Below are 23,870 nucleotides of genomic sequence, written 5' to 3' on the forward strand. Positions count from 1 at the left end.
TCACCCGCCTGGAGGCTGTATTAGTTGGCAGGGGCCATCGCGTCGGTTGCCGGAGCCATTGCGTCCGCAGCCGGGGCCATAGCGTCAGTCGCAGGTGCCATTGCATCGGTCGCAGGCGCCATGGCGTCGGTGGCAGGCACTTCGGTAGTTGCTGCGGGAGAGACGAAATCGGCAGGCACGAGCGGGTCGATTTCGGCAGCGAGCTGCTCCAATGTCTTGCCCCCCGAAAGCGTCTTGCCATTGACATAGAATGTCGGTGTCCCCGTCAGGCCGAACTCGTCGAGGGCCTGGTCGCGCTGAGCTTCAATCGCGGCGAACACCTCCTGATTCGTCAAGGCCGCCGAGAAGCTTTCCTCGGTAAAACCGAGCTGCTGGGCCACCGTAAACAGCGCATCGCGCGGTTTGTCGGACATGCCCCACTCGTTCTGGGTCTTGAAATAGGTGGCAACGACATTGTGGTAGTTTTCTTCGCCGGCCGCTTCAGCCAACAGGAAGATCGCGGCATCAAGGGCATTGCGCGCGAAGGGGCGGACGATGAACTTGACCTTGCCGGTTTCCACATAGGCTTCCTTGAACGGTTCATAGACCGTGTTGTGGAAGACCGCGCAGTGCGGGCAGGTGGGCGAGGCATATTCGATAACGGTGACCGGTGCGTCGGCATTGCCTTCGACCTTGTCGACAAGGCTACCGGCGGGCGCCATCAGCTTGGCCACATCGATCATGTCGCCTTCGGCAGCCTGTGCGCTCGAAAGGCCCGAGAGGCTCACTGCCGAAGCGGCAGCAGCCAGGATGATTGTCTCGCGGCGGTTGAACTTCACGTCTGACGCTCCTGAATTTATAAAATGCTGCGCGACACTACACATGGCGATGATGTCGGCAAGTGGGCATGGCCATCACTTGGGGGTGAACGGTCTATTCGGCCTTTGGTTTCGACCTGCCGGACAGCGCCAGCCCCAGGGCTTGCAACGCTTCCCGCAGATCGTCGTCTTCGACCATTTCGGTCGCCTTGCCGACCTTTGCGATTTCGCTCTGGCTCGGTTGACGTGGTTTTTGCATCCGCTGGCCTGAACCGGGGGTGAATGGCTCTGCCGACAATCTGACATCATTGACCAGCAGATAGCCAAAATAGCGATTGACTGCCGCGGCAATAGCGGGGGCCTCATGCTGGGCAAAAAGCGCCTGTCCCGGCGCACACCGCAGATAAAGCGTCGCCCCTTCGGCGCTGCGCTCAGCGCGCGGCCAGCTCAATTTGTCGGGCTGCGTGGTGGCGTCAAACGGCGGCGGTGCAATGGAACGCCAATGGGTGATGATGTCCCGCCCGGCAAAGCCGCGCTTCTTGAGCACCGGATCAAGCGCCCCCGCCAACGCGTCGGCAACCGACAGCGTCTTGTTCCGGCGTTTTGGTTCGGGCAGGTCGTCCTTGGCCATGAGGCTGGAGTAGCGCTGTGGGGGAGCGGGGGCAAGAAGATTGAAAAGAGACCCCCACCTAGCCTCCCCCTGAAGGAGGGGCAGGGACCGATCGAGTTTGCGACGATGGCCGAGCGCACCCGGTGCGCTCTCCCCCTCTTCAGGGGGAGGTCGGGTGGGGTGCCCCTTGTCGCCCAAGGGAATAAGACGCTATCCCTCCCCCATGCTACTCGCCCATCCCCATCCCATCGACGCCCCGGCCGTGCTCGCCTGGTACGACCGCCACGCCCGGGACCTGCCCTGGCGGGTGTCCCCTGCGGATCGCCGCGCCGGGGTGCGGCCCGACCCCTATCGGGTGTGGCTGAGCGAAGTCATGCTCCAGCAGACCACAGTGGCGGCAGTCAAAGCCTACTTCCTGCGCTTCACCAGCCTTTGGCCGACAGTTGACGACCTTGCGGCGGCGCCGCTCGATGCCGTGCTGCGCGAGTGGGCAGGGCTTGGCTATTACGCGCGCGCGCGAAACCTCCATGCCTGCGCTGTCGCCGTCGTGCGTGACCATGGCAGCACCTTTCCAGACACATCGGCCGCCCTGCAAATGCTGCCCGGCATCGGCGCCTATACCAGTGCTGCCATCGCCGCCATTTGCTTTGACGAGCGCATTGCCGTGCTCGACGGCAACCTCGACCGCGTCCTGGCGCGCTACTACGCCCTCGAGGTGCCGGTGCGCGACGCCAAGGATGCGTTGCGCGGCGCCTTGCAGATCGCAGTCCCGGAACGGGCTGGCGATTTTGCCCAGGCGATGATGGACCTTGGCGCCACCATCTGCGCCCCCCGCGCGGCGGCGTGTCTCGTCTGTCCGCTGCAATCGGACTGCTTCGCCACAAAGCAGGGCGATCCCACGCGCTACCCCGTCAAACCGACCAAGCCCGAGCGCCCTGTGCGCAAGGGCCATGCCTTTGTCATGCAGGACGCTTCAGGCGATGTGTTCCTGCGCAGCCGCCCCGCCAAGGGGCTGCTCGCCGGCATGAGCGAAGTGCCGACCTCGGACTGGGCCGCCACCCTCGCCGACCCCGAGTTTCCATTGGCTGCCGAATGGCGTCATCGCGGCCAGGTGGTGCATGTGTTCACCCATTTCCGGCTCGAACTGGAGGTGTGGACAGCCGCGGTCCTTCCCGACGATTTCGATGGGGGCTGGTGGTGCGAACCCTCAGCGCTGGCCGGCGAAGCGCTGCCGACGCTGTTCCGCAAGGTGCTGGCCACAGCCGGTCTTAGCTGAACAACAGCCCCATCATCACGATATCCTCGTGGCGCCCATCACGATGGAGCGCGGCGCGCCGCCGGCCTTCATGCACAAAGCCCGCCTTTTCGTAGAGCGCAATCGCGGCAATGTTGGAGGCATAGACATCCAGCTCGACACGGTGAAATCGGCCGCGGGCGGCATCGAGCGTTGCTGCAAGCAGATTGGCACCCAGCCCACGGCCGCGATGGCTGGCCAAAAGCCCCATGCCCAGCGATCCACAATGCTCCGAACCGGCCTCGCCGCTTTGGCAAATGTCGCACCAGCCGACGAGCATGTTGCCATCCAGTGCCACGAACTGCGGATTGCCCGTGGCAATATTGCTGGCGATGAAATCGTAGGTGCGCTCAATCGCCGGCGCCTCGGTCAGCCGCAAAAAACGCCGCTCCCGCGCCACGCTGTCGAGCGCGGCGTGAAAGGCTTCGGCATCGTTCAGGGCAATCGGGCGAATGGTGATCGGCATGGACGCTCAGGCAACCTGGCGCGGCGTCTGGGCATCCGGTGTGGCCGGGGGATGCTCGGCTTCCACCCGGTTTCTGCCATTGCGCTTGGCCTTGTAGAGGGCCCGATCGGCAGCAGCAAAGGCGGTTTGTGGTGTTGCATCGCCGGTGAACGCCGCGACGCCGAAGCTGGCGCTGACCCGAGTGTCGTCGTCAAGCGCTGCATGCGTGGTGTCCTTGAAGCGGGCGCGGAACATTTCGGCCAGATCCAGTCCCTCGCGCAGGGACCCATCGGGCACGAGAATGGCAAATTCCTCACCCCCGATGCGGCCGGCCGGATAGCCGGTCTTGCCAATGATGCCCGCCAGCGAACAGATCACGTCATCGCCCGCCTGATGCCCGAAGCGATCATTGATCTGCTTGAAATGGTCGATGTCGCAAAAAATCACGACACCGCCCTCCAGCGCCGGCGTGCCGGCGAGAATGTCAAAGGCGCGGCGGTTGAGCAGTCCCGTCAGGCCGTCGCGTTCCGACTGGTGCCGGAAGGTCGCGATGGTTTCAGCAATGATGGCAGCGATCACGAGGGTGATGATGCCCAGGGTAAGAAGACTTTCCCCCGCCAGCAATGCGAGTTCGAGGGACGAGCCGTTGAACTCGGGAAAGGTCAGCTCAGGCCCGAAATACCAGATCAGCAGCGGAATGCGTGCAGCCCTGAGGAGGGCCAGAACAATCACTGAGATCAGCAGGGACGCGTCGAGCAGCCGCCATTTCACGCCGCTGACAATACGCATGGCCGCATCGAGCATGGCCAGCGTGCAGGCCATCTGAACGAACAGGACCTGATAAAAGAACGGCGCGCCCACTGCAAAAAGCACAATGGCCACCGCACACAAGCCGCCGAAAGCGACGCCGAATTGCCGCCGCCAGCGTTTCTCGGCCATGAGCGAATGGATGGCATTGTTGGCGAGCCAGAATCCCAGCGGCGCCATCGCCATGGCCGAGATGAATTCCAGGACGCTGCCCTGGGCATAGGTGACGATCAGCGTCTGCATAGTCCCGACGGCCAGCCCGCCCGCCAGCCAGGCGAGCGGCACATTGCGCCGCAGGCTGAGGCTGGCAATGGCGCAAAGCAGCGCCATCAGTCCCAGCGCAACAGCGATGACAATATTGAGCCCCACAGTGGCCGTCACGGCAGCAGTCCCTCGGCTGTCTATTTGGGAATGCTGGACCGGGGCGGGTTAATATCGCGCTTCCAGCCGCTTAACATTTCGATCGCATGAGATCATCGTTAAGGGAGCCTTGGCGCCGGAGCCGCATACAAAAAGGCCGCCGGGGCAAACCGGCGGCCAGTGGTCTAAGAGCCTGAAGTGAGATTGGAGGTCAGGATCAGGCAGAAAGCAAATCAAGTTTTTGACGAATATCGGCCCGAAGCACATCGATCGGTTCGACACGTCCTGATTGTTCGTGGTGCCAGAAAGTCCACCCGTTGCATGACTCGGACCCCTGAACCAATGCGCCGACCTTGTGGATCGACCCCTGGTGTGGACCCGAGACGAGCGAGCCGTCTGCACGAACCATGGCCGAGTAACGTTTGCTCGCGTCGAAAAGTTGCGTGCCCACGTCCAGAACGCCCTGTTCAACCAGCGAGCCGAAGGGAATGCGGGTTTCCTTGCGCTTCGGCGTTACCGATTGCAGGGCCTCAAAAACCCCCGGACGGATCGAGGCGATACGTTCGCGCGCCCCGGCAATATAATTGGCTTCGCGCTCGATGCCGATGAAGTGACGCCCCAGCTTGCGCGCCACCGCACCGGTAGTGCCGGTGCCGAAGAACGGGTCGAGCACGATGTCGCCCGGCTTGGTTGTCGCATTAAGAATGCGGAACAGCAGCGCTTCGGGCTTCTGCGTCGGGTGCAGCTTGCCGTCGTCCTCGTCCTTGAGGCGTTCCGAGCCGGTGCAGATGGGAAACAGCCAGTCGCTGCGCATCTGCGTATCGTCATTGGCCAGCTTCATGGCTTCATAATTGAAGGTGACGCGGCTCTTCTGACTTTTCGCGGCCCAGATCAGCGTTTCATGCGCATTGGTAAAGCGGGTGCCCCGGAAGTTCGGCATCGGATTGGCCTTGCGCCAGACGACGTCATTGAGCATCCAGAAATCGAGGTCCTGCAGCGCCGTGCCGACCCGGAAAATATTGTGATAGGAGCCGATGACCCAGATGGCGCCATCCGGTTTCAGCAGTCGCCGCGCGGCCTTGAGCCAGCCGCGGGTGAAAGCGTCGTAATGGGCAAAGCTGTCGAACTTGTCCCAATCGTCGTCCACCGCATCGACCTTGGATTGGTCGGGACGGGTCAGACCCTGTTCCAGCTGCAGATTATACGGGGGATCTGCGAAAATGAGATCGATGGAGCCGGCCGGCAAACTATTCATGTGGTCGATGCAATCGCCCACAAGGATAGTATCGATCGGAAGGCGTGTGCCTTCCCTTTCCGCATCGGCCATACGGGCCGTACGCGCGGTACGCAACATACACTTAACCCTAACGCAGTACTAACAAGACCGTTATAGCGGTGGCAGGTTAATGGAGCGTTCGTAAGGGGTTAGCGAGGAGTTAACCGGCCACTTTAATGCTGGTGCGGCGCAACAGCAGCGCGGCCACCGGGGCAAATTCATTGCGGTGATGGCGGCATGGGCCATGCAGATCCAGCGCCATGAGATGGGCCGCGGTGCCGTAGCCTTTGTGCCCCGAAAAGCCGAAATGAGGCGCGTCGCAATCCATGATTTCGCACATCCGGTCGCGCGTGACCTTGGCAATGATGGAGGCGGCAGCGATCGAAAGGCTCCGCCCGTCTCCGCCGATCAGCGCAATGCCGGGGCAGGGCAGGCCGGGCGGCACATCGCGCCCATCCACCAGCACCCGGTCAACCTCATGGGGCAGGGCCTGCACAGCCCGCGCCATGGCGGCCAGCGTCGCGCCCCGGATATTGCGCAGCACGATTTCATCGGGGGGTGCCGAAACCACCGCCACCTCGGCACTGGCCATGATCGCATCATACAGCGCATCACGCCGTTCGGCCGTCAGCTTCTTGCTGTCATTGAGGCCCTGGGGGATGTTCTTGGGGTCAAGCCGCACCGCCGCAACTACCACCGGCCCGGCAAGGGGACCGCGCCCGGCCTCGTCGACACCTGCCACCCGGCGAGCGCCCCGCGCCAGCAGCATGGCTTCATGGCTGAAATCGGGGACACTGGCCTCCGGCGCGAAGAGCTCGCCAACAGCCGGATCTGATTTGACCCTGCGCGCCACGGCTAATCCTTCCGCCCCAGGCCGGCTGCCAGCGCCGCCCGGTCACTGGCGAACAGGTGATGCCCAATCCGATTGGTTTCGCCCACGAAGTCGCGCAATGCCTTGCTGGCCGCCAGTGGCGCCGAAATATCGCCCAGAATGGCCAGCCGCATCTGGTAGTTCTGCAATTTCTGGAAGAAATGCCCGGCCAGGCGTGTGCTGAGATCGAAAAATTCCGGCGCAAAGCGCTCGACCGGCACCACGATCATGTCCGTCGTTGTGCCATAGGTTTCGCCCAATAGATCAAGCGCATCCTGTTCGCTGCAAAGGCTTGGGCCCTGTGCAGCGACAAAATACACATTGATCCCATTGAGCGGTTCTATGCTCATGCCGACCTGATTTCCTTGTTCCTCCCGTGCTGATACAAGAGTCTGGCCGGGGGGCAAAGGCGAGAGAGACTTTGATGCGAAAAGCAACCAGCCTTGTGGCTTTTCTGCTGCTGTCCGGCCCAGCCATGGCCGAACCCTTCCACCACCCCTTTGGCGAATGGCGCGAATACAATCGCGATTGGCTTGCGGCCTGCCCCGATGCCATTGTCGAAGGGTCTGGCGATTTTTATGGCTATTCCTGCTTTGCCAGCACCGGAAGCCAGGAACTGAACGGCGCCAACCTGCCAGCTTACAAGCTGACCCTCATCCGCAACCGGCTCGATGGCACGCTCGACCTCGCCATCACGGTATCGCCCGAAACCGGCGAATACGATCCGGCCCGGCCGATAACACTAAGCTTTGGCGGCGAGCCGCCGGTGAACCTGGCAATGGGCACGGACATCGAAACCCGGCACAATACCATCAACCAGTTCTTCATCGCCGACGCCGAGCAACTCGCCGCGATCATCGACACCATGAAAGACCGCAATGCGGTTACCCTAAGCGTGCCTCTGGTCGGCCAGGATGAGCCGGTCGAAACCTGGCTATCGCTCCGCGGCGTCCTCGCCTCGCTCGATTTCATGGAAACCTATGCCCGCAAGGTGGCGCAGTATTAGCAGTGCGGCATGGTCAAGGGAGCGACATCCTCAACCATGGCAGCGGTGCTGACCTCGGCCCCGCTTGACACGCCGCGAGAGCGGGACGGTAATGCCGCCTATGGTGGGGAGGTTGCCATGGCTATTGCCACACTGATCCTGCGTCTTGTCGTGCTGCTTTTGGCTTTGGCGCCCGCTGGCCAGGTTTTGGCGCAGGAGGCCGAAACCGAATTTCTCCACTACAAGTTTGACCCGCCACTGGGAACCGACATCATCCAGTCCGTGGAGACTGCGAGTGTGCTGACCACGCCTGACGCCAAACGCATGGAGAACTGGACCCATGAAGTGGTGATCCGCCTGGAACGGCGCGATGGAGACGAGTTCGCCGGAACCTTCCAACTGCGCAATGTCGTCAACCTCCAAAATGCCGAGGATGATGTCTACTATCTGATCGCCAAGGCCCTGGAGGACCAGATCTATTCCCTGCGCATGGCCGATATTGGCCTGGCAATCGAGGTAGATTGGTCAGCGATCCGTCCGCGCATCGAAGAGCAGTTGCCGCGCCTCACCGATCCTGCCAAGGCCGCCGCCGTCAAAGCGGTCCTGTCCGCTTTCAGTGATCACACCCAGGCCGTTCTCCGGCCCATCAATGCCGCAGCACAGTCCTATTTCCTGCCATTCCGTCGCGACGGTGGGCTCAGCGAAAGAGATGATTTCGGCCCGGCCACATATTTCGCACTGGACCCGGCAAAGGTGGAGGTCGTCGGCGGCCTCGACCAGGAGGCGAATGCCTTGATCCTCGACTGGCTGGTGACGTCCACTCCTGAGGTCGCAACTGCGGCGCTCGGCACACAGATGCGCTCGATCGTCTCGCTTGCGGACCCTCAAAGCACCACCGGCGGCTCGAACATCATCGAGGCGGCCATCGCCGAGGGGGTGGAAGCCGCCGAGGATGGTTACGCCATCTACGAGCCCGAAAAAGGGATGATGCGCGAAGTGAGCATCAACGCCGTCATGGTTGCCGGCGATTTCGCCCATGTCACCGCATACAAGCTGATGCGCCTGTCGCCATAAGGCTTCTGTCAGAAAAGACTCATCTGCGGGCTGTCCACCTTGGGCGCCTCGAAGAGGTCGGCCCGAAGCGGCGGCAGTTTTGCCTCGAGGCCATAGCGCTCGCGCGCTTTCTCGAAGCGCTGGCGCAGCAGCGTCGCGTATGGGCCCTCGCCGGTCATGCGCGTACCCCAGCGCGAGTCGTAGTCCTTGCCGCCGCGCGTATCGCGCACCAGCGAAAGCACATGGCGGACCCGGTCGGGGAAATGCCGCAATAGCCATTCGCGGAACACGTCGCGCACCTCGCCCGGCAGGCGCAGAAGGATCATTGAGGCGCTGACCGCGCCCTGCGCCTTGCCGGCGTCGAGGATGCGTTCAAGTTCCATGTCATTGATTGCCGGGATCATTGGCGAGGCAAAAATGGCTGTCGGGATGCCGGCTTCTGACAGAAGCCGGATCGCTTCGAGCCGCCGTGCCGGCGAGGATGCGCGCGGCTCCATCTTGCGGCTCAGCTTGTGATCCATCGAGGTCACCGAGATCGCCACCTTGACCAGGCCCAGCTTAGCCAGTTCGGTCAGCAGGTCGAGGTCGCGCAGGATCAGCGCCGATTTGGTTGTGATCATCACCGGATGCCGGGTTTCCAGCATGACTTCGAGAATACCGCGCGTCAGCTTGTGCGTGCGTTCCGCCGGCTGGTAGGGGTCGGTATTGGTGCCCATGGCGATGGGCTTGGGCCGGTAGTTCTTCGCCGACAGTTCGGCCCGCAGGGCCTCGACCGCATTGGCCTTCACATAGATGTCGCGCTCGAAATCGATCCCTGCCGAATGCCCCAGATAGGCATGGGTGGGCCGCGCGAAACAATAGGAGCAGCCGTGCTCGCAACCGCGATAGGCATTGATCGAGCGCTCGAAGCCGATGTCGGGACTGTCATTGGTGGTGATGATGGATTTGGCGCGCTCGATATGCTCGATCGTCTCGAGCACCGGCATCGGCTCGACGCTCCCCCAACCATCGTCGAAGCTGTCGCGCTGGTGCGGCTCGAACCGGCCCACGCGATTGCTTTGGGCGCCGCGTCCGCGAATGCGGTCGGGCTGCATCAGCTCGCGCCGCGCCAGATCGGCGTCGCGGCTGCGGCTCAGGCGTTCAAGGGCTTCAAAAGAGGGGGCCTGATAGGGGGCCATGGTCCTGTCTCCTGGCTGCGCGCCGGACGGAATCGACTTTCCTCCAACGCCTCGGAATGCTATCAGGTTGCCGAGAACAGAACAAGAACACAACTACGCTATTCGCTCTTGTTGACCCCGATATCGGCATGGCGCCCATGCATTACAAGACTTTACGGCGCGCCCCTTCGGGCGTAGACAACCGCGCCCCGCCCGGCTCATTCAGCCTATTGCACATCGCGCTCCCGGCCTCGTCTCCAGCACCCGAGCGGCCCGCGCGCCAGACTATTTATTCGCTGCTGACAGTGCCTGTCGCAGAAAATTCGGACACCAGATGTCGAAACGCGGCGGCCCGACCCGTCGCATGGTCGACACGCTATTCGTGATTGAGGGAATTGAAGATGACAATGGAAGCCACCATGGATGCCGTGCCCGACACCGCACCGCACCATCCTGCCAACGCCGCGCGCAACAAGCTGGTGATCGCCATTTTGCTGGTGTCCACCTTCGTGGTGTTTCTCAACGAAACCATCATGAGCGTAGCCATTCCCCATCTGATGAAGGACCTGGGGGTCACTGCCAGCGCCGCTCAGTGGCTGACCACGGCATTCCTTCTGACCATGGCCGTGGTGATCCCGATCACCGGCTTCCTGCTGCAGCGCCTCAATACGAGGCCCATCTTCCTCCTGGCCATTTCCATCTTCACGCTGGGCACGCTGATCTGCGCGCTGGCGCCGGGGCTGGAGCTGTTGGTGGCCGGTCGCGTCGTTCAGGCCGTCGGCACCGCCATCATGATGCCGCTTCTCATGACCACCGTCATGACCCTGGTGCCGCCGGAGTCGCGCGGCAAGACCATGGGCAATATCTCCATCGTCATGTCGGTGGCCCCGGCCATCGGCCCGACCATTGGCGGGTTTATCCTCGCCAATTTTGACTGGCGCTTCATGTTCTATTTTACCCTGCCGATTGCCCTTGGCGCGCTGCTGCTGGGCGCCACCCGCATTCGCAATGTGTCGACTCCGCGCTATGCACCGCTCGATTATCTCTCGGTCGTGCTCTCGGCGCTGGCTTTTGGCGGCCTTGTCTATGGGCTTTCCGGCCTTGGCGAGAGCTTCGTCCATGTCGGCGAACCCAGCGCGGTGCCGGTCTGGGCGCCAATTGTGGTGGGCGTCGTCGCCATGGCCATTTTCGTCTGGCGCCAGTTCGTGCTGCAGCGTGACGACAAGGCGTTGCTCGACCTGCGCGTCTTCGCCTCGCGCAATTACACTGTCTCGGTCTCGATGATGCTGATCGCCATGATGGCGCTGTTTGGCACGGTCATTCTCCTGCCCATCTATACCCAGAACGTTGTCGGCCTTGACACGCTGCAAACCGGCCTGCTGCTGCTGCCCGGTGGCCTTATCATGGGTCTGCTCGGTCCCGTGGTCGGTCGCCTGTTCGACCGCGTCGGCCCGACCGTGCTGGCCGTGCCGGGCGCCATTCTGGTCTCGGCCGTGCTTTGGGCGCTGACCACCGTGGGGCAGGACACCTCGCCCTGGGCGCTGCTGGCCGGCCATGTCGTGCTCAGCGTCGGCCTGGCGCTGATCTTCACGCCAGTCTTCACCTCGTCCATGGGCTCGGTGCGCGCCGAACTCTATTCTCATGCCTCCGCCGTGCTCGGTTCGGTACAGCAATTGGCGGGTGCGGCGGGCATCGCCCTCTTCATCGCGCTGATGACCATCCGCACCGCGGCACTCAGCGCAGAGGGGATTGATCCGGTCGAGGCTCTCGCCGGCGGCATTCGCCTCGCCTTCCTCGTCGGCGCCATCATCTCGCTGTTCGCCATTGTTGCGGCTTTCTTCATCCGCAAGCCCGAAGGCGGCATGCCGGGGCACGGCGGCGGGCACTAACCAGCCGGCAATTCAATGATCAGGGCGCCGGAGCCATCCGGCGCCCTTTTTTTGGCGGCCTGGCCCCGGCCAACAATTTGCATTGACGTCTCGTGCTTGCCTTCCGGCGCGATCGCCGTGACGCCGGCGTGCTGATGATCAATATCCATGTCTTCAAGCGGGCCAACGACACCCATTGCCATGCCAAGCGCTTTTACGAAGCCAAGCCCAGCGGCTGGTGGTCGTCGCCGATGCCCCCCGCGAATCGGTATCCATGGCGGCTTAGGACCATTCTTCAGCGGGTCACGAATGGGCGCCAAGCGCATGGCGAATGAACTCGATTGTGGCGCGCACACGCCTGGGTTGGTAGGCACGGGCCGGATAGACCAGCCATGCCGCGCTTGCCGTTGGGCCGGGCGACAGGCGGTGCTGGGGCAACAGGCTCGCAAGCCGTCCCTTCTCGATGTCCGCATCGACCAGCCAATCGGCGAGCAGGGCGATGCCCGCACCGGCAAGGCAGGCGCCGCGCACGGCCAAGGGCGAACTGAGGGACAGCGGGGCGGCAATCGTGAATGCCCTGGCGGGCGCATTGGGCAGCACTTCGTACCAGCGCCGGGTGAGGTCAGGCAGGGAATAGCTGATGCAGGGCATGGTGGTCAGCTCGTCGACGCTCGCTGGTGCTCCGTGCCGCCTGACAAATTCTGGCGCGGCGCAGACCCGATAATGCGTGGGGTGCAGCCGCGCAGCCACGACATCACTCTCAATTTCAGGACCATGCCGAATGGCAAGATCAATGGCTTCGGCAACCAGATCGAGCCTGGCATCGGTAAGGATCAGATCCAGCTCAAGTCCGGGGAACTGCTCTCGAAACAACCCGAGCAGAGGGGCAATCCTGCGCTCTCCATAGGCCACTGAAGCGGACATTCGCAGGCGCCCGACAAGCGCGGTTGTGGCCGCTCCGGCTGCATCCTTCATGACCTCCAGTTCTGCGAGAACCTGCCTTGCATGTCCAAGAATCTGATGGCCGACTTCGGTCAGTGCGACGCTGCGTGTGCTGCGCTGGAACAGACGGGCGCCCAGTTGCCGCTCCAGCGCAGCAATCTGGCGCGACACTGTCGAGGGATCCGTATCGTGGTCTTCAGCGGCGGCGGCAAAGCTCAGCCGTTCCGCCACGGTCACAAAAAGCTCAAGAGACTGCACATTCATTGCTGTAAATCTCGCAATAGTGTGGTTCCTTTTCAGTCATTTATACCAAAAATCGCATGAAATATACACGGGGCCTCAACCTTCGGAGCCTCATTTCATGTCCCACATTCCACTTCTCCCCGGCCAAATCCCGCCCGCCATTACGCTGGCCCTGAATGGAGGCGGTCAGGTTTCGTTCGCCGCGCCGGGGTGGCGATTGTTTGTCGTCTATCGGGGCGCCCATTGTCCGATGTGCCGTGCCTACCTTGCGCAGGCCGAGTCGTTTCGCGCCCACTTCGCTGCCGCTGGCATAGAACTGGTTCTTGCATCCGCCGATACTGCAGAGCAGACCACCGCCCTGATGGCGGAAACGGGTTATGCCGGCCCTGTTGCGATCAATCTCGCGCCTGAACATATGGCCATGCTCGGCCTGTTCATAACCGACGCTGGCGTGGCGGGCGCGCCCCGGCAATTTGCTGAGCCTGCGGCCTTCGCCGTAGACGGGGACGGGCGGCTTCACGCGATTCAGATCAGCAACGCACCCTATGCTCGACCCGATCTGCAGGCCTTGCTGTCCGGTCTCGTTTATGACCGGGACAACGGTGTGGCCGCACGCGGTGCCATGCGATGAGCACTGCGGCGGCGGGGAGTTTTGCTGGCAGGGTGGTGCTGATCACCGGAGCCAACAGGGGCATAGGGCACGCAACTGGGCGACGGTTCCACGACAGTGGCGCCAAGGTCGTGCTGCTCAATCGGAGTGCAAGCGTGCCTGCGATGGTCCTCGATGGAGCAGTCGAGTTGATCTGCGACGTGGCGGATTGGGTCGCTGTCGATCGGGCAATGACCCAGGTCGCGGAGCAGTTCGGGAGGTTGGATGTCGTCGTCAACAACGCCGGGACCATCGAGCCCATCGCCAGGATCGAGCAAAGCGATCCCGCGCTCTGGGCGCGCGTCATAGCGACAAACCTGGTGGGTGCCTACAATGTGGCGCGCGCTGCAATACCCATCATGCTGGACGGTGGCGGCGGAACCATTGTCAACATCAGCTCAGGTGCGGCGACCAGTCCATTGGAGGGCTGGAGCCATTATTGCGCGAGCAAGGCCGGGCTGCGCGCCCTTACGGCCTGTCTCGATCTGGAGTTGCGCGGCAAAGGCATCCGAGCGCTTGGCCTCAGCCCAGGAACGGTGGCAACCGATATGCAGGTCACCATCCGGCAATCGGGAATCAACCCGGTGAGCCGTCTGGCGCCGGACAGTCACATTCCGCCCGAGTGGGTTGCCCAGTCGATTGCCTGGCTGACCACCAGGGCGGCTGATCCGTTCCTTGGAACAGATTTCTCGCTCAAGACGGCAGAAGGGCGCGCCACGGTTGGATTGCCGGCGGTTTAGCGTTCTGCCAGGCGCGGCATCAGCTCGACGAAATTGCACGGCTTGTGCCGGTAGTCGAGCTGGTGGGTGAGAATGCCTTCCCAGGCGTCGCGACAGGCGCCGCGCGAGCCGGGCAGGCAGAAGACGAACGTCGTCCCGATCAGCCCGGCCGTGGCCCGCGATTGCAACGACGACGTGCCCACGGTGGTCGCCGAATATTGGTGGAACAGGACCGAAAAGCCTTCCATCCGCTTGTCGAACAGCGGCTCGACAGCTTCTGGCGTAACGTCACGTCCCGAAAAACCGGTGCCGCCGGTGGTGAGGATCACATCGACCCCAGGATTGGCCACCAGGGCCTGCACCGCAGCGCGAATGAGTTGAATGTCGTCACGCACCACCTGCCGCTCGAAACAGCTGTGACCATCGGCCTCCAGCAGCGATTTCAGCAGCGCGCCACCGGTATCGGTTTCAAGCGTGCGCGTGTCGGAAACGGCGATGACGGCGATGGAAAGCGGCTTGAATGCCCGGTCCTCAAAGCTTGCCGTCTTGAACATCGCCGTGGTCCTCACTTGTTTCGATCAGCTCATCCGGCACCGGCGCTTCGCCGCCAATGGGATAGTCCTCGGCTTCACTATCAGCGCGCGGGTCCAGAGCAAAGCTCTCCGGCGTCGGCTGCTTGTCGCTCATGGGCTGGAAGGGTGCCTTGGTCGTATCGGGGCTCTTGCGCACGCGCATGCGCAGATATGCCGTGCCGCCCAGCGCGCCATGGAAGGTGGCAGTGACCACGAACAGGCCCACCGGCTGCCAGGCGCCCATGATCAGCGACGCGACGGCCGGACCAATGGCGAGGCCAAGCCCCAGGATCAGCAGCATGCCCCCGGCGATCTTGGCAAAATCGCCATCGCGGGCAAAGTCATTGGCGTGGGCCACGGCCACTGCATAGATGGGGTTGGCGGCAAAGCCATAGGCTGCGAACAGCACATACATGCCCCAACCGGCCTCAGGATTGATGATGGCGATCAGCGCCCCCACCACAGCGGCAAAGCCGGAGAGCCCGATCAGCACCAGCCGCCGGTCTATGCGGTCGGAGAGGCGCCCGAACGGCACCTGTGCCACCGCGCCCAATATGGCGGCAACGGCAAACAGCAGCGCAATGCCGCTGGCGTCCAGCCCCCGTTGATATCCATAAACCGGCGCCAGGGTGCCAAAGGCGCCATTGGCCATGCCGCAGGAAAAGGCCGCAATCGCTGCCACCGGCGAGGTGCGATAGAGTAGGCCCAGATCAAGCTTGGCCGATTGCAGCGGTCGCGGCTGCGGGCTGGACGTCAGCGCCGTCGGCAGCACCGCGCAGATGAAGCTGATGGCCCCCAAAACGAACGGCAGATAGCCGGCTGTTCCAGTGACCGACATGGCGATCTGCCCCAGCGTCGAAGCGGCCATATTGATGGTCACATAGATCGAAAAGACCGTGCCGCGGCTTTTGTTATCGGCCACTTCATTGAGCCAGCTCTCGACAATCATGGCGGCGCCGGCAAAGCAGAAGCCGGACAAGGCGCGCAGCACGATCCAGCTGACATCGTTGATCCATAAAAGGTTGAGCAGGATCGTAATGGTGCCGATGGCCGCCATGACCGAAAAAGCCCTGATATGCCCCACTTTGCGCACCACGAGGGGCACCGTCAGCGATCCCGCCACGAAGCCCACCGACCAGCCGGTGCCGATCAGACCCAGGGCCAGCAGCGAAAATTCCTCCTCGGCGCCGCGCACGGAGAGCAACAGACCCTGAAGTCCCCCACCGAACATGAGCAGGGCGGAACCGAGAAACAGGGCATAAATCTTGATGACGGAAGCCATGACGCAATGGGCCTTCGCTGCAGCATGCCTCCCGAAAAGGATCGCCGGTTTCGGGACAGAGACATGGTATAAAACAGGACCTGAAACGCGTGCGCTTCAGGGGTCGAACAGATGCAAATCACTCGAACGCGACCATAGCGCGTGAAGTTGCGCTGGATAGCCACCAATTCGCATCAACCCAGCCCCAGGCTCTCCATCTTGACCCGAAAGCTCAGCAGATCCTTCCAGGCCTGCTGCTTGGCGGCAGGGGTGCGGAGCAAATAGGCCGGGTGGAGGGTGGGAAGCGCCTCGAACGCGTGGCTGCCGATGGTCAATTCCTGCCACTTGCCACGCATCTTGATGATGCCATTGCTCGATTTGAACACGGTCTGCATGGCCGGACCGCCCAGCGTCAGCACCAGTTTTGGCGCCACCAGTTCCACCTGCCGGTGCAGGAAGGGCAGGCACAGCTCCATTTCTTCGGGCGTCGGGGTGCGATTGCCCGGTGGCCGCCAGGGCACCGTGTTGACGATATAGACCGAGGTGCGATCAAGGCCGATGGCGCCCAGCATGCGGTCGAGTAATTGCCCCGAGCGGCCCACGAACGGCTTGCCCTGCCGATCCTCCTCGGCGCCCGGCGCTTCCCCGATCAGCATGATCTTGGCCTCGGGATTGCCATCGGCAAACACCAATTGGGTGGCGCGGAATTTCAGCCCGCAGCCATCATATGCTTCGAGCATGCCGCGCAACTCATCGAGCGATTGCGCCGACGCGGCCAGCTGTCGCGCCTCGGCCGGATCGCCGCCAATGGGCCCGGTCGGTTGCGGCACGGGCGCAACAGGCGCGGCGCTGGCCCGCTGCACCATGGCAGCGGCGGCGGGCGGCTTTTGCGCAAAGCGATCCACCGGCTCGTCCAGCACGGCCAGATCAACCCCGGCAGCGCGATACCAGTCGAGCACCGATACCAGTTCGGCATTGTTGAGCGGGCGATCTTGAGACATTGCCCCCGTTATGTCACACCGCGTTTGAGGCGACCAGTCGCCATTCCCGAAGCCTTCGCTCCAAAGGTCAGTTATCCATGGCAGATGCCGGCAATCGTGAAACGCTCGCCACCGATGTGCTGATCGTCGGCGCTGGTCCTTCGGGCCTGGCCGCCGCCATCCGCCTCAAGCAGCGTCATCCCGAGCTGGCCGTCACTGTGGTGGAAAAGGCGGCCGAGGTGGGTGGACACATCCTGTCCGGCGCCGTCATGGACCCGGTGGGCCTCGATGCGCTCATCCCCGACTGGCGGCTGAAGGGCGCGCCGGTCGGCCCTGATGTCACCCGCGACAGCTATCATTTCCTGACGCAAAAGGCCGACTTCGTCTTTCCTCATGCGCTGCTGCCCCCGCAGATGCGCACGCAGAACGGCGTCATCGTCAGCCTCGGCGATCTCGTGCGCTGGCTGGGCGAACAGGCCGCTGAACTGGGCGTCGATATTTTCCCGATGACGGCGGCGGTTGACGTGCTGCGCACTGGCGACGGCCCGGTGCGCGGCATTATCACCGGCGATCTCGGCCTTGATGCCCAGGGCAATCCCAAGCCCGGCCATGCCGAAGGCATTGCGCTCGAAGCCAAATATACGCTGATCGGCGAAGGCGCGCGGGGCTCACTGGCCAGGAAGATCATCGGCGACTTCGATCTCGCCAGGAACGCCAGCCCCCAGAAATACGGCCTTGGCATCAAGGAAGTCTGGGAAATTCCGGCCGAACGGCACCAGCCTGGCAAGGTCGACCACTATCTCGGCTTTCCGCTCGACAACGCCACCGGCGGCGGTGGCTTCGCCTATCATGCCGAAAACCGGAAGCTCTATCTCGGCCTGGTCGTCCACCTCGATTATGCCGATCCCACGCTCTCGCCCTTTGGCGAGTTTCAGCGCTTCAAGACCCATCCCGCCATTGCCCCGCTGCTCGAAGGCGCGACCCGCCTCAGCTATGGCGCACGGGCGCTGACGGCGGGCGGCCTCCAGGCAATCCCCGACCTGGCCTTTGCGGGCGGCGGGCTGATCGGCTGCGCCGCCGGGTTCATGAACGCGCCGCGCCTGAAGGCCATCCACAATGCCATCCTCTCAGGGATCGGCGCCGCTGACGCCGTGGGTGAGGCCATAGCCGCCGGCCGCCAGCACGACCGGATCGAGAATTTCGGCCAGCACGTGCTCTCCACCGGCATCGGAAAGGAACTGAGCGGCGTCCGCAATCTCAAGCCACTCTGGAGCCGCTTCGGCACGCTGCTCGGTGCCTTGCTTGGCGGTGTGGACATGTGGTGCCAGACCGTCCTCGGCTTCTCGCCCTTCGGCACGCAGCGCTGGTCAACGCCCGATCGTTCCAAGCTCAGGCCGCTTGCTGAGGTGACCCCGCGCCAATACGCCCGCCCCGACGGCAAGGTGACGTTTGATCGCTCCTCCTCGGTGTTCCTCGCCAATCTGGCGCATGACGAAGACCAGCCGGTCCATCTCCGCCTGACCGATCCGGCCGTCCCCATCCGCGAAAACCTGCCGCGCTATGGCGAACCGGCGCCGCTCTATTGCCCAGCTGGGGTCTATGAGGTCGCCGAGGAGGGCGGGGCGCCAGTCTTCCGCATCCACGCCGCTAACTGCGTGCATTGCAAGACCTGCGATATCAAGGACCCGGCGGGCAACATCACCTGGGTCCCACCTGAAGGGGGCAGCGGCCCCAACTACAGCGGAATGTGACCCGCCTGCAGGTTGCCCGACCTTGCGGCGCAGTCGCAAAACGGACAATCTTTGCCGCCAAACGCTGCCGGTATCGGCAAAGGGAGAAATTGAGCACGTGACCCTGCTTTCCAATCGTCGGACATGGCGCCTGACCATGGCCGCTCTGCTTGCCCTGCTGGCAACGCCGCTGGCCGCCCAGACCGGCGCCAGTCTTTCCGTCCAGCAGGTGGCGCAGGACATGCTCAAGCTGTTCCGTCCCAGTGTTACCGGCGCCTATATGGCCGGCCAGCAGGCCCTCAAGGATCTGCGCACTGACGAAGCCGCGCGCTATTTTGCCGATGCCGCCCAGGCCGATTGGGACAATCCGTTGCTGGTCGAACGCGCCTTCGTCGCGCTTGCCGCCGATGGTCAGATCGGCAAGGCGGCCTCCACCGCCCGCCGCATGCTCGAGCTGGACAGCACCAATGAGCTGGCCGAGCTGGTGGTCGCCACCGAAGCGCTCAAGGAACGCCGCTACGGCGCTGCCTCGCGTCAATTGGGCAAGGTTTCCCAGGACAGCTTCAGCGGCATTACCGCCGGCATTCTGCGCGCCTGGGCCAAGGTTGGCGACAATCGTGGCGAGGAGGCCCAGGCGCTCATGGAGGAGCTGGGCGCCAATGGGCTGGATCAATTCCTGGTGTTTCACCGGGCGCTGATGGCCGAGGCCGCGGGCGATACCGAACTTGCCTTGGAACTGGGGGCCCGCGCCTTCGAGGCCGAGCCCTATGTGGCGCGCATGGCCGAAGTCTATGCCCGCATGCTTGCCAATGCCGGCGACTTCGACGCGGCGCGCGATGTGCTCGACGCCTTTGAGTCCGAGGGCCTTACCCACCCAATCATTGAAACCGTCCGCGAAATGGTGGAAGCCGAACGCCGCCCTGGCGTCTTTGCGTCCAATGTGCAGGTCGGCGCCGCCGAAATGTTCCACGGCATTGGCGTTGCCTTGTCGCGTGATGGCAGCGCCGATCTCGCGCTCGTGTTCCTGCGCCTCGGCATCTATCTCGATCCGGGCGCCGATGTGATTTCCATGGCGCTGGGGCAATTGCTCGATCAGGCCAGCCAGCACGATGCGGCCAACCAGATTTACGACGCCATTCCCGCCAATTCGGCGCTGAAACCCATGGCCGTCGTCCGCATCGCGCAGAACCTTGACGCCACCGGCGATCGTGCCGAGGCCATCCGGCGGCTGCGCAATATTGTTGCCACCCGTCCCGACGACCTCGACGCGGTCTCGGTGCTGGGCGATCTGCTGCGCTATGACGAGGACTACCTTGGGGCCGCCGATGCCTATAGCCGGGCGCTGGCCATTTCTGGCGGCGACGCGCCGGCCGATTGGCGCTTCTACTATGTGCGCGGCATCGCCAATGAGCGGGCCAAGCTGTGGCCCCAGGCCGAGGCTGATTTCCTCAGGGCGCTCGAACTCAATCCCGACCAGCCGCAGGTGCTCAACTATCTCGGCTATAGCTGGATCGACCAGGACATGCACCTCGAGCGGGCGCTTGGAATGATCGAAAAGGCCGTCGAGGCGCAGCCCCAGGATGGCTACATCATCGATTCGCTCGGCTGGGCCTTCTACAAGCTCGACCGTATGGAAGAGGCGGTCGAAACCCTTGAGCGCGCGGTCATGCTCCTGCCCAACGATCCAGAGATCAACGATCACCTGGGCGATGCCTATTGGAAGGTCGGGCGCAAGCTTGAAGCGCGCTTCCAGTGGAACATTGCCCGTTCGGTCGATGATATTGGCACCGTGGCCGAACGCGTTGGGCCAAAGCTGGCCGACGGCCTGACCCCGGCAACCGAGACCAAATAATCGGGGCATGGGCGACGCCATTACCCAGACCGCACCGGCCAAGATCAATCTGGCCCTGCATGTGACGCATCGGCGCGAGGACGGTTATCACGACCTCGAAAGCCTCATCGTCTTTGCCGATATTTTTGACGACCTTGAAGCCGAACCGGCGCAAGAGGACAGCCTGACGATATCGGGGCCCTTTTCGTTCGGCCTGGGGGCAGGGCCGACCAACCTGGTGTTGCGGGCAGTCGCTGCCTTCCGCGCCCGCTGGCCCGACTGGGCGCCGCCCGGCTTGAAACTCCATCTGGTCAAGAACCTGCCGGTCGCCGCCGGCATTGGTGGCGGTTCTGCCGACGCCGCCGCCGCCCTCCGCATCATGGCGGCCTTGGCCCCCGAGCCGGTGCCGGTGCCCGAATTGGCCGATCTGGCCGCAGCCCTTGGCGCCGACGTGCCCGCCTGTCTGCTGTCCCGCCCGTTGGTGGCCCGCGGCGTCGGCGAAATCCTGTCTCCACTGCGTGAATTTCCGCCGCTCTATGTCACCCTCGTCAATCCCGGCGTAGCCGTGGCCACCGCCGATGTGTTCCGGCGGCTGCGGGCGCATGACAACTACCCGCTGCCCGCGCTGCCCGAACCGCTCACCCGCCCCGCCCAACTGGGTCTTTGGTTGGGCGAAACCCGCAACGACCTGCAACCGCCCGCGGTCAAGCTGGTGCCCGAGATTGGCGTGCTGATCGACGAGCTGGCCGAAATTCCCGGCTGCATGCTCTCCCGCATGTCCGGTTCCGGCGCCACGACCTTTGGCCTCTTTGGCTCCGAAGGTCAGGCCCATGATGCAGCCAGCCAGATGCGTCGCCTCCACCCTGATTACTGGGTCGGCGCCGCACCACTGTTGGGGGTGGGCTAACCTTCGGCCTCGACTGGCCTTTCCGAAAAGTGATCGCGAACGGATTTGGTGACGTTGGTCATGCCGGTGTGATTCTGCTACTTCGTTCGGGGGGTGCACTTAATTGGAATCGGCGCGGCGATGGGTTTCGCCGAACCACAGGTTGTGAGCCTCTTTTACTTTGCCAAATTTTCGATGCTTGAAGGCCTCGGCGGCTGTCGCGCTGACGCTGCTGGTGGCTGCCTGTTCAAGCGGCGGCTCGTCCTCTTCCGGGGGTGGATCGAGCGCGTCCAGCGACAGTGGAGCCAGCGCGTCTGCACCGGTTAGCGTTTTTACGCCGGCACCGAGCGCGACATGGTCTGCCCGCAGCGTCACCTTTGACGCAGCCTTGGCCGCAACATATGCCGCCTCCGCCGAATTCCGCTCCGCGGACGCCAGCTGCGCAAGCGTTGGCTGTGGGGTCGTCGCAACCGGCACCCAATCGAGCCCGTTTCAACTGCACAATGTGCATTGGGCCCATTCGGCAGGACTGACCGGCGCTGGCACAGTGGTGGCCATCGTCGATGATGGCTTCCGCCTGACCCATCGCGAGTTTTCGGGCAAAACGATCAGCCAGACCGGCACGCTGCCGCTCGAGGGGCATGGAACGTTCGTCGCCTCGCTTGCCACGGGCAACAAGGATGGTCTTGGAATGCACGGCGTCGCCCCGGACGCCGATCTGCACCTGACCTCCTTCCAGCCGACCGGCGCCGGCTTCAGCATTGCCAATGTCACCACTGGAACACTGGCGGCCGCTGGGCTTGACGCGGTGGCTCAGAATAACTCCTGGGGTTTCGACGTCTCGGCCAAAAATCTGGAAGCCTATCTGGCCACCAACACAGGCGCCTCTGTTGCCCAGGGCCTCGATGCCCTGCTCGGCTATGGCTCTGGAAATTGGCAAAGCTATATCAATGCGCTGGATACCTTCCAGGACACGGGCGTCGTCGTCTGGGCACTCTCGAACAACGAGAACTTGGCCAACGGCGATGTCTTGGCTGCCCTGCCGCACTTTGAATCCCGGCTTTCTGAAGCCTGGATTGCTGCGGCGAATGGCTACTTCCAGGTCAATAGCAGCGGCGATATCACGCGCGCCGTCAGGCTCTCGGCCGCCTGCGGGCTCGCGGCCCAGTTCTGTATCGCGGGCGATGGCATCGCCACCGGCGCGTGGAGCAATAGCGACACAAGCTATGCCAGCGGCTATGGCACGTCCTTCGTGGCGCCACAGGTTGCGGGCGCCGTCGCGCTTCTGGCCGAGGCCTTCCCGGACATGACACCCTCGGAATGGGCCCAGCGCCTGCTCGCCAGCGCCGACAACAGCTGGTTCGCCAGCCAGGGAGTGCCGCTCGCTGGCACGATTGATTATGGCAATGGGGTATCGCATGCCTATTCAACCGAATGGGGCCACGGCGTCATGGATATCAAGGCCGCGCTCAGCCCCATTGGCTCCGTGTCGGTACTGAGCGGCGACAGCGTCACCACCGCTGAAAGGCATAGCCTTGCGCAAAGCACCATCGTTGCGCCGGCCAGTTTTGGCGACTCGCTGACGCTTGCACTGGCTCCGCAACAGATGGCGGTATTCGATGCCCTCAATCGCTCCTACTCGGTGTCGCCCGTATCGGCTGTTGCCACTGCACCAGCAGCTGTAATGCCGACAATGCCCGGACAGGCCAGTCTCGATCAGGCCGGGGACGGGCTGAACCTTCTCTACACCGGCGATCTCGCGAGTGCCGTTGGCGGATTTTCAGGACGTGGGGGGCGGTCTTCGGTCCTGTCCATGGCGGGCGAAAGCCTCCTTATCGCCTCCAATGCGCCCGTAGGGTCCGTGGCCGAACTAACCACCTTTGGTTTTGCCGCCGAGCATGGTGCCGTTGACAATGGCCATTTGGCAGGGGGCGGGGTCGCACTGACATTACCCGCCGGCAACGGCAACGTTCGATTTGGGGCGACCCTTGCAAGCGAACAGGGCGGCGTCATGGGCCTTGATGGCGGGACGGCGTTCGATTTTGGCGGGGGCAGTACAATCGGGGCCGTCAACCTCGGCCTGGAGCAAAACCTGGCTCCGGGCCTGTCCCTGTTCGGCCAGATCGAATATGGCGCGGCCGCCAGGCAAGGAAGTACCAGCGGGCTCGTGGCGGATATTTCCGGCTTGACCTTTTCAGGCATGGAAATCGGCGCCAGTTTTGCCGACACTTTGGTCGCAGGGGACCGGTTGAGCCTCTTCGTCTCCCAACCCCTGCGCATCGAGACAGGCACCGTGGAACTCAACCGGCCCGTGGCGCGGCTCCAGGACGGGAGCCTGGTCAACGAGACATCGAGCGCGGACCTCAACTCCACTGGCAGGCAGATCGATCTGGGATTGGCCTATCAAGCGAGCTTGCCCAATGCGGCTTCATTGAGCCTGGGCGTCAAGCATGCCGTCAGCGCCGGTCATGTCGCGGGCCAAAGCGGCACGGGCGTAATGCTCGGCTACCGTCAGGGCTTCTAGAGCGCTTCTA

Annotated in this window: 24 protein-coding genes; 10 read left to right on the forward strand and 14 right to left on the reverse strand. The window is 63.3% G+C overall.

Annotation, left to right across the window (positions count from 1 at the left end; translation table 11 throughout):
- Positions 1–20 precede the first annotated feature (20 nt).
- Both NIM87_RS15805 and NIM87_RS15810 read right to left on the reverse strand, forming a co-directional pair.
- Positions 21–818, reverse strand: coding sequence for a DsbA family protein (locus tag NIM87_RS15805; protein ID WP_254675664.1), 798 nt, complete (start codon positions 816–818; stop codon positions 21–23).
- Between the two features lie 94 nt (positions 819–912).
- Positions 913–1,428, reverse strand: a complete 516-nt coding sequence (locus NIM87_RS15810) for a DUF721 domain-containing protein (RefSeq protein ID WP_254675665.1) — start codon at positions 1,426–1,428, stop codon at positions 913–915.
- A gap of 166 nt (positions 1,429–1,594) precedes the next feature.
- On the opposite strand from NIM87_RS15810, the gene mutY reads away from it, so the two are divergent.
- Positions 1,595–2,683, forward strand: a complete 1,089-nt coding sequence (gene mutY, locus NIM87_RS15815) for an A/G-specific adenine glycosylase (RefSeq protein WP_332017533.1) — start codon at positions 1,595–1,597, stop codon at positions 2,681–2,683.
- Here mutY and NIM87_RS15820 read toward each other — a convergent pair.
- The 5 genes from NIM87_RS15820 to NIM87_RS15840 form a co-directional block, all read right to left on the reverse strand.
- Complete coding sequence (locus tag NIM87_RS15820) at positions 2,676–3,167, reverse strand: GNAT family N-acetyltransferase (RefSeq protein ID WP_254675666.1); 492 nt, start codon at positions 3,165–3,167, stop codon at positions 2,676–2,678. The two genes, mutY and NIM87_RS15820, sit on opposite strands and share 8 nt — an antisense overlap.
- Positions 3,168–3,173: 6 nt before the next feature.
- The gene (locus tag NIM87_RS15825; protein WP_254675667.1) at positions 3,174–4,334 is read right to left on the reverse strand and encodes a GGDEF domain-containing protein; all 1,161 of its coding nucleotides are present in this window, start codon (positions 4,332–4,334) and stop codon (positions 3,174–3,176) included.
- Positions 4,335–4,530: 196 nt separating this feature from the next.
- Complete coding sequence (locus tag NIM87_RS15830; protein WP_254675762.1) at positions 4,531–5,640, reverse strand: site-specific DNA-methyltransferase; 1,110 nt, start codon at positions 5,638–5,640, stop codon at positions 4,531–4,533.
- Between the two features lie 109 nt (positions 5,641–5,749).
- A complete protein-coding gene (locus NIM87_RS15835; RefSeq protein ID WP_254675668.1) occupies positions 5,750–6,442 on the reverse strand; it encodes a ribonuclease HII in 693 nt (230 codons plus the stop codon).
- A 2-nt stretch (positions 6,443–6,444) separates the two neighbouring features.
- Positions 6,445–6,810, reverse strand: coding sequence for a DUF4180 domain-containing protein (locus tag NIM87_RS15840; protein ID WP_254675669.1), 366 nt, complete (start codon positions 6,808–6,810; stop codon positions 6,445–6,447).
- A 74-nt stretch (positions 6,811–6,884) separates the two neighbouring features.
- On the opposite strand from NIM87_RS15840, the gene NIM87_RS15845 reads away from it, so the two are divergent.
- Both NIM87_RS15845 and NIM87_RS15850 read left to right on the forward strand, forming a co-directional pair.
- Positions 6,885–7,466: a hypothetical protein gene (locus NIM87_RS15845; RefSeq protein WP_254675670.1), complete on the forward strand. Its 582-nt coding sequence runs from the start codon at positions 6,885–6,887 to the stop codon at positions 7,464–7,466.
- A 9-nt stretch (positions 7,467–7,475) separates the two neighbouring features.
- Positions 7,476–8,519: a hypothetical protein gene (locus NIM87_RS15850; RefSeq protein ID WP_254675671.1), complete on the forward strand. Its 1,044-nt coding sequence runs from the start codon at positions 7,476–7,478 to the stop codon at positions 8,517–8,519.
- Between the two features lie 8 nt (positions 8,520–8,527).
- Here NIM87_RS15850 and NIM87_RS15855 read toward each other — a convergent pair whose 3' ends face one another.
- Complete coding sequence (locus NIM87_RS15855; RefSeq protein WP_254675672.1) at positions 8,528–9,676, reverse strand: PA0069 family radical SAM protein; 1,149 nt, start codon at positions 9,674–9,676, stop codon at positions 8,528–8,530.
- A 380-nt stretch (positions 9,677–10,056) separates the two neighbouring features.
- On the opposite strand from NIM87_RS15855, the gene NIM87_RS15860 reads away from it, so the two are divergent.
- Positions 10,057–11,544 (forward strand): MDR family MFS transporter, encoded by a 1,488-nt coding sequence (locus NIM87_RS15860; protein WP_254675673.1) that lies wholly within the window; start codon positions 10,057–10,059, stop codon positions 11,542–11,544.
- Here NIM87_RS15860 and NIM87_RS15865 read toward each other — a convergent pair.
- On the reverse strand, positions 11,541–11,726 hold the full coding sequence (locus NIM87_RS15865) for a hypothetical protein (RefSeq protein WP_254675674.1): 186 nt from the start codon (positions 11,724–11,726) through the stop codon (positions 11,541–11,543). The genes NIM87_RS15860 and NIM87_RS15865 overlap by 4 nt on opposite strands.
- Before the next feature lie 100 nt (positions 11,727–11,826).
- Positions 11,827–12,729 (reverse strand): LysR family transcriptional regulator, encoded by a 903-nt coding sequence (locus NIM87_RS15870; protein ID WP_254675675.1) that lies wholly within the window; start codon positions 12,727–12,729, stop codon positions 11,827–11,829.
- Between the two features lie 97 nt (positions 12,730–12,826).
- Here NIM87_RS15870 and NIM87_RS15875 point away from each other — a divergent pair, with 97 nt between their 5' ends.
- Both NIM87_RS15875 and NIM87_RS15880 read left to right on the forward strand, forming a co-directional pair.
- Positions 12,827–13,339, forward strand: a complete 513-nt coding sequence (locus NIM87_RS15875; RefSeq protein WP_254675676.1) for a redoxin domain-containing protein — start codon at positions 12,827–12,829, stop codon at positions 13,337–13,339.
- Complete coding sequence (locus NIM87_RS15880) at positions 13,336–14,097, forward strand: SDR family oxidoreductase (protein ID WP_254675677.1); 762 nt, start codon at positions 13,336–13,338, stop codon at positions 14,095–14,097. The genes NIM87_RS15875 and NIM87_RS15880 overlap by 4 nt, the downstream gene beginning before the upstream one ends.
- On the opposite strand, the gene moaB is transcribed toward NIM87_RS15880, so the two are convergent.
- The 3 genes from moaB to NIM87_RS15895 form a co-directional block, all read right to left on the reverse strand.
- Positions 14,094–14,630 (reverse strand): molybdenum cofactor biosynthesis protein B, encoded by a 537-nt coding sequence (gene moaB, locus NIM87_RS15885; protein ID WP_254675678.1) that lies wholly within the window; start codon positions 14,628–14,630, stop codon positions 14,094–14,096. The two genes, NIM87_RS15880 and moaB, sit on opposite strands and share 4 nt — an antisense overlap.
- Positions 14,608–15,930 carry an MFS transporter gene (locus NIM87_RS15890; RefSeq protein WP_254675679.1) on the reverse strand — a complete coding sequence of 441 codons (1,323 nt, stop codon included), beginning with the start codon at positions 15,928–15,930 and terminating at the stop codon, positions 14,608–14,610. The genes moaB and NIM87_RS15890 overlap by 23 nt, the downstream gene beginning before the upstream one ends.
- Before the next feature lie 173 nt (positions 15,931–16,103).
- A complete protein-coding gene (locus tag NIM87_RS15895) occupies positions 16,104–16,910 on the reverse strand; it encodes a uracil-DNA glycosylase (protein WP_254675680.1) in 807 nt (268 codons plus the stop codon).
- A gap of 77 nt (positions 16,911–16,987) precedes the next feature.
- Between NIM87_RS15895 and NIM87_RS15900 the strand changes: the two genes are divergently transcribed.
- The 3 genes from NIM87_RS15900 to NIM87_RS15910 all read left to right on the forward strand — a co-directional run bounded on the left by NIM87_RS15900 (position 16,988) and on the right by NIM87_RS15910 (position 21,357).
- Entirely contained in the window at positions 16,988–18,640 is a 1,653-nt protein-coding gene (locus NIM87_RS15900; RefSeq protein ID WP_254675681.1) for an electron transfer flavoprotein-ubiquinone oxidoreductase, read from the forward strand.
- A 97-nt stretch (positions 18,641–18,737) separates the two neighbouring features.
- Positions 18,738–20,471, forward strand: coding sequence for a tetratricopeptide repeat protein (locus tag NIM87_RS15905; protein WP_254675682.1), 1,734 nt, complete (start codon positions 18,738–18,740; stop codon positions 20,469–20,471).
- Positions 20,472–20,478: 7 nt separating this feature from the next.
- Positions 20,479–21,357 (forward strand): 4-(cytidine 5'-diphospho)-2-C-methyl-D-erythritol kinase, encoded by an 879-nt coding sequence (locus tag NIM87_RS15910; protein ID WP_254675683.1) that lies wholly within the window; start codon positions 20,479–20,481, stop codon positions 21,355–21,357.
- Between the two features lie 99 nt (positions 21,358–21,456).
- On the opposite strand, the gene NIM87_RS15915 is transcribed toward NIM87_RS15910, so the two are convergent.
- A complete protein-coding gene (locus tag NIM87_RS15915; protein WP_254675684.1) occupies positions 21,457–21,711 on the reverse strand; it encodes a hypothetical protein in 255 nt (84 codons plus the stop codon).
- A 13-nt stretch (positions 21,712–21,724) separates the two neighbouring features.
- Between NIM87_RS15915 and NIM87_RS15920 the strand changes: the two genes are divergently transcribed.
- Positions 21,725–23,860 carry a S8 family peptidase gene (locus tag NIM87_RS15920; RefSeq protein WP_254675685.1) on the forward strand — a complete coding sequence of 712 codons (2,136 nt, stop codon included), beginning with the start codon at positions 21,725–21,727 and terminating at the stop codon, positions 23,858–23,860.
- Positions 23,861–23,870 lie beyond the last annotated feature (10 nt).

It is taken from the genome of Devosia ureilytica, assembly GCF_024273195.1.
Taxonomy (GTDB): domain Bacteria; phylum Pseudomonadota; class Alphaproteobacteria; order Rhizobiales; family Devosiaceae; genus Devosia; species Devosia ureilytica.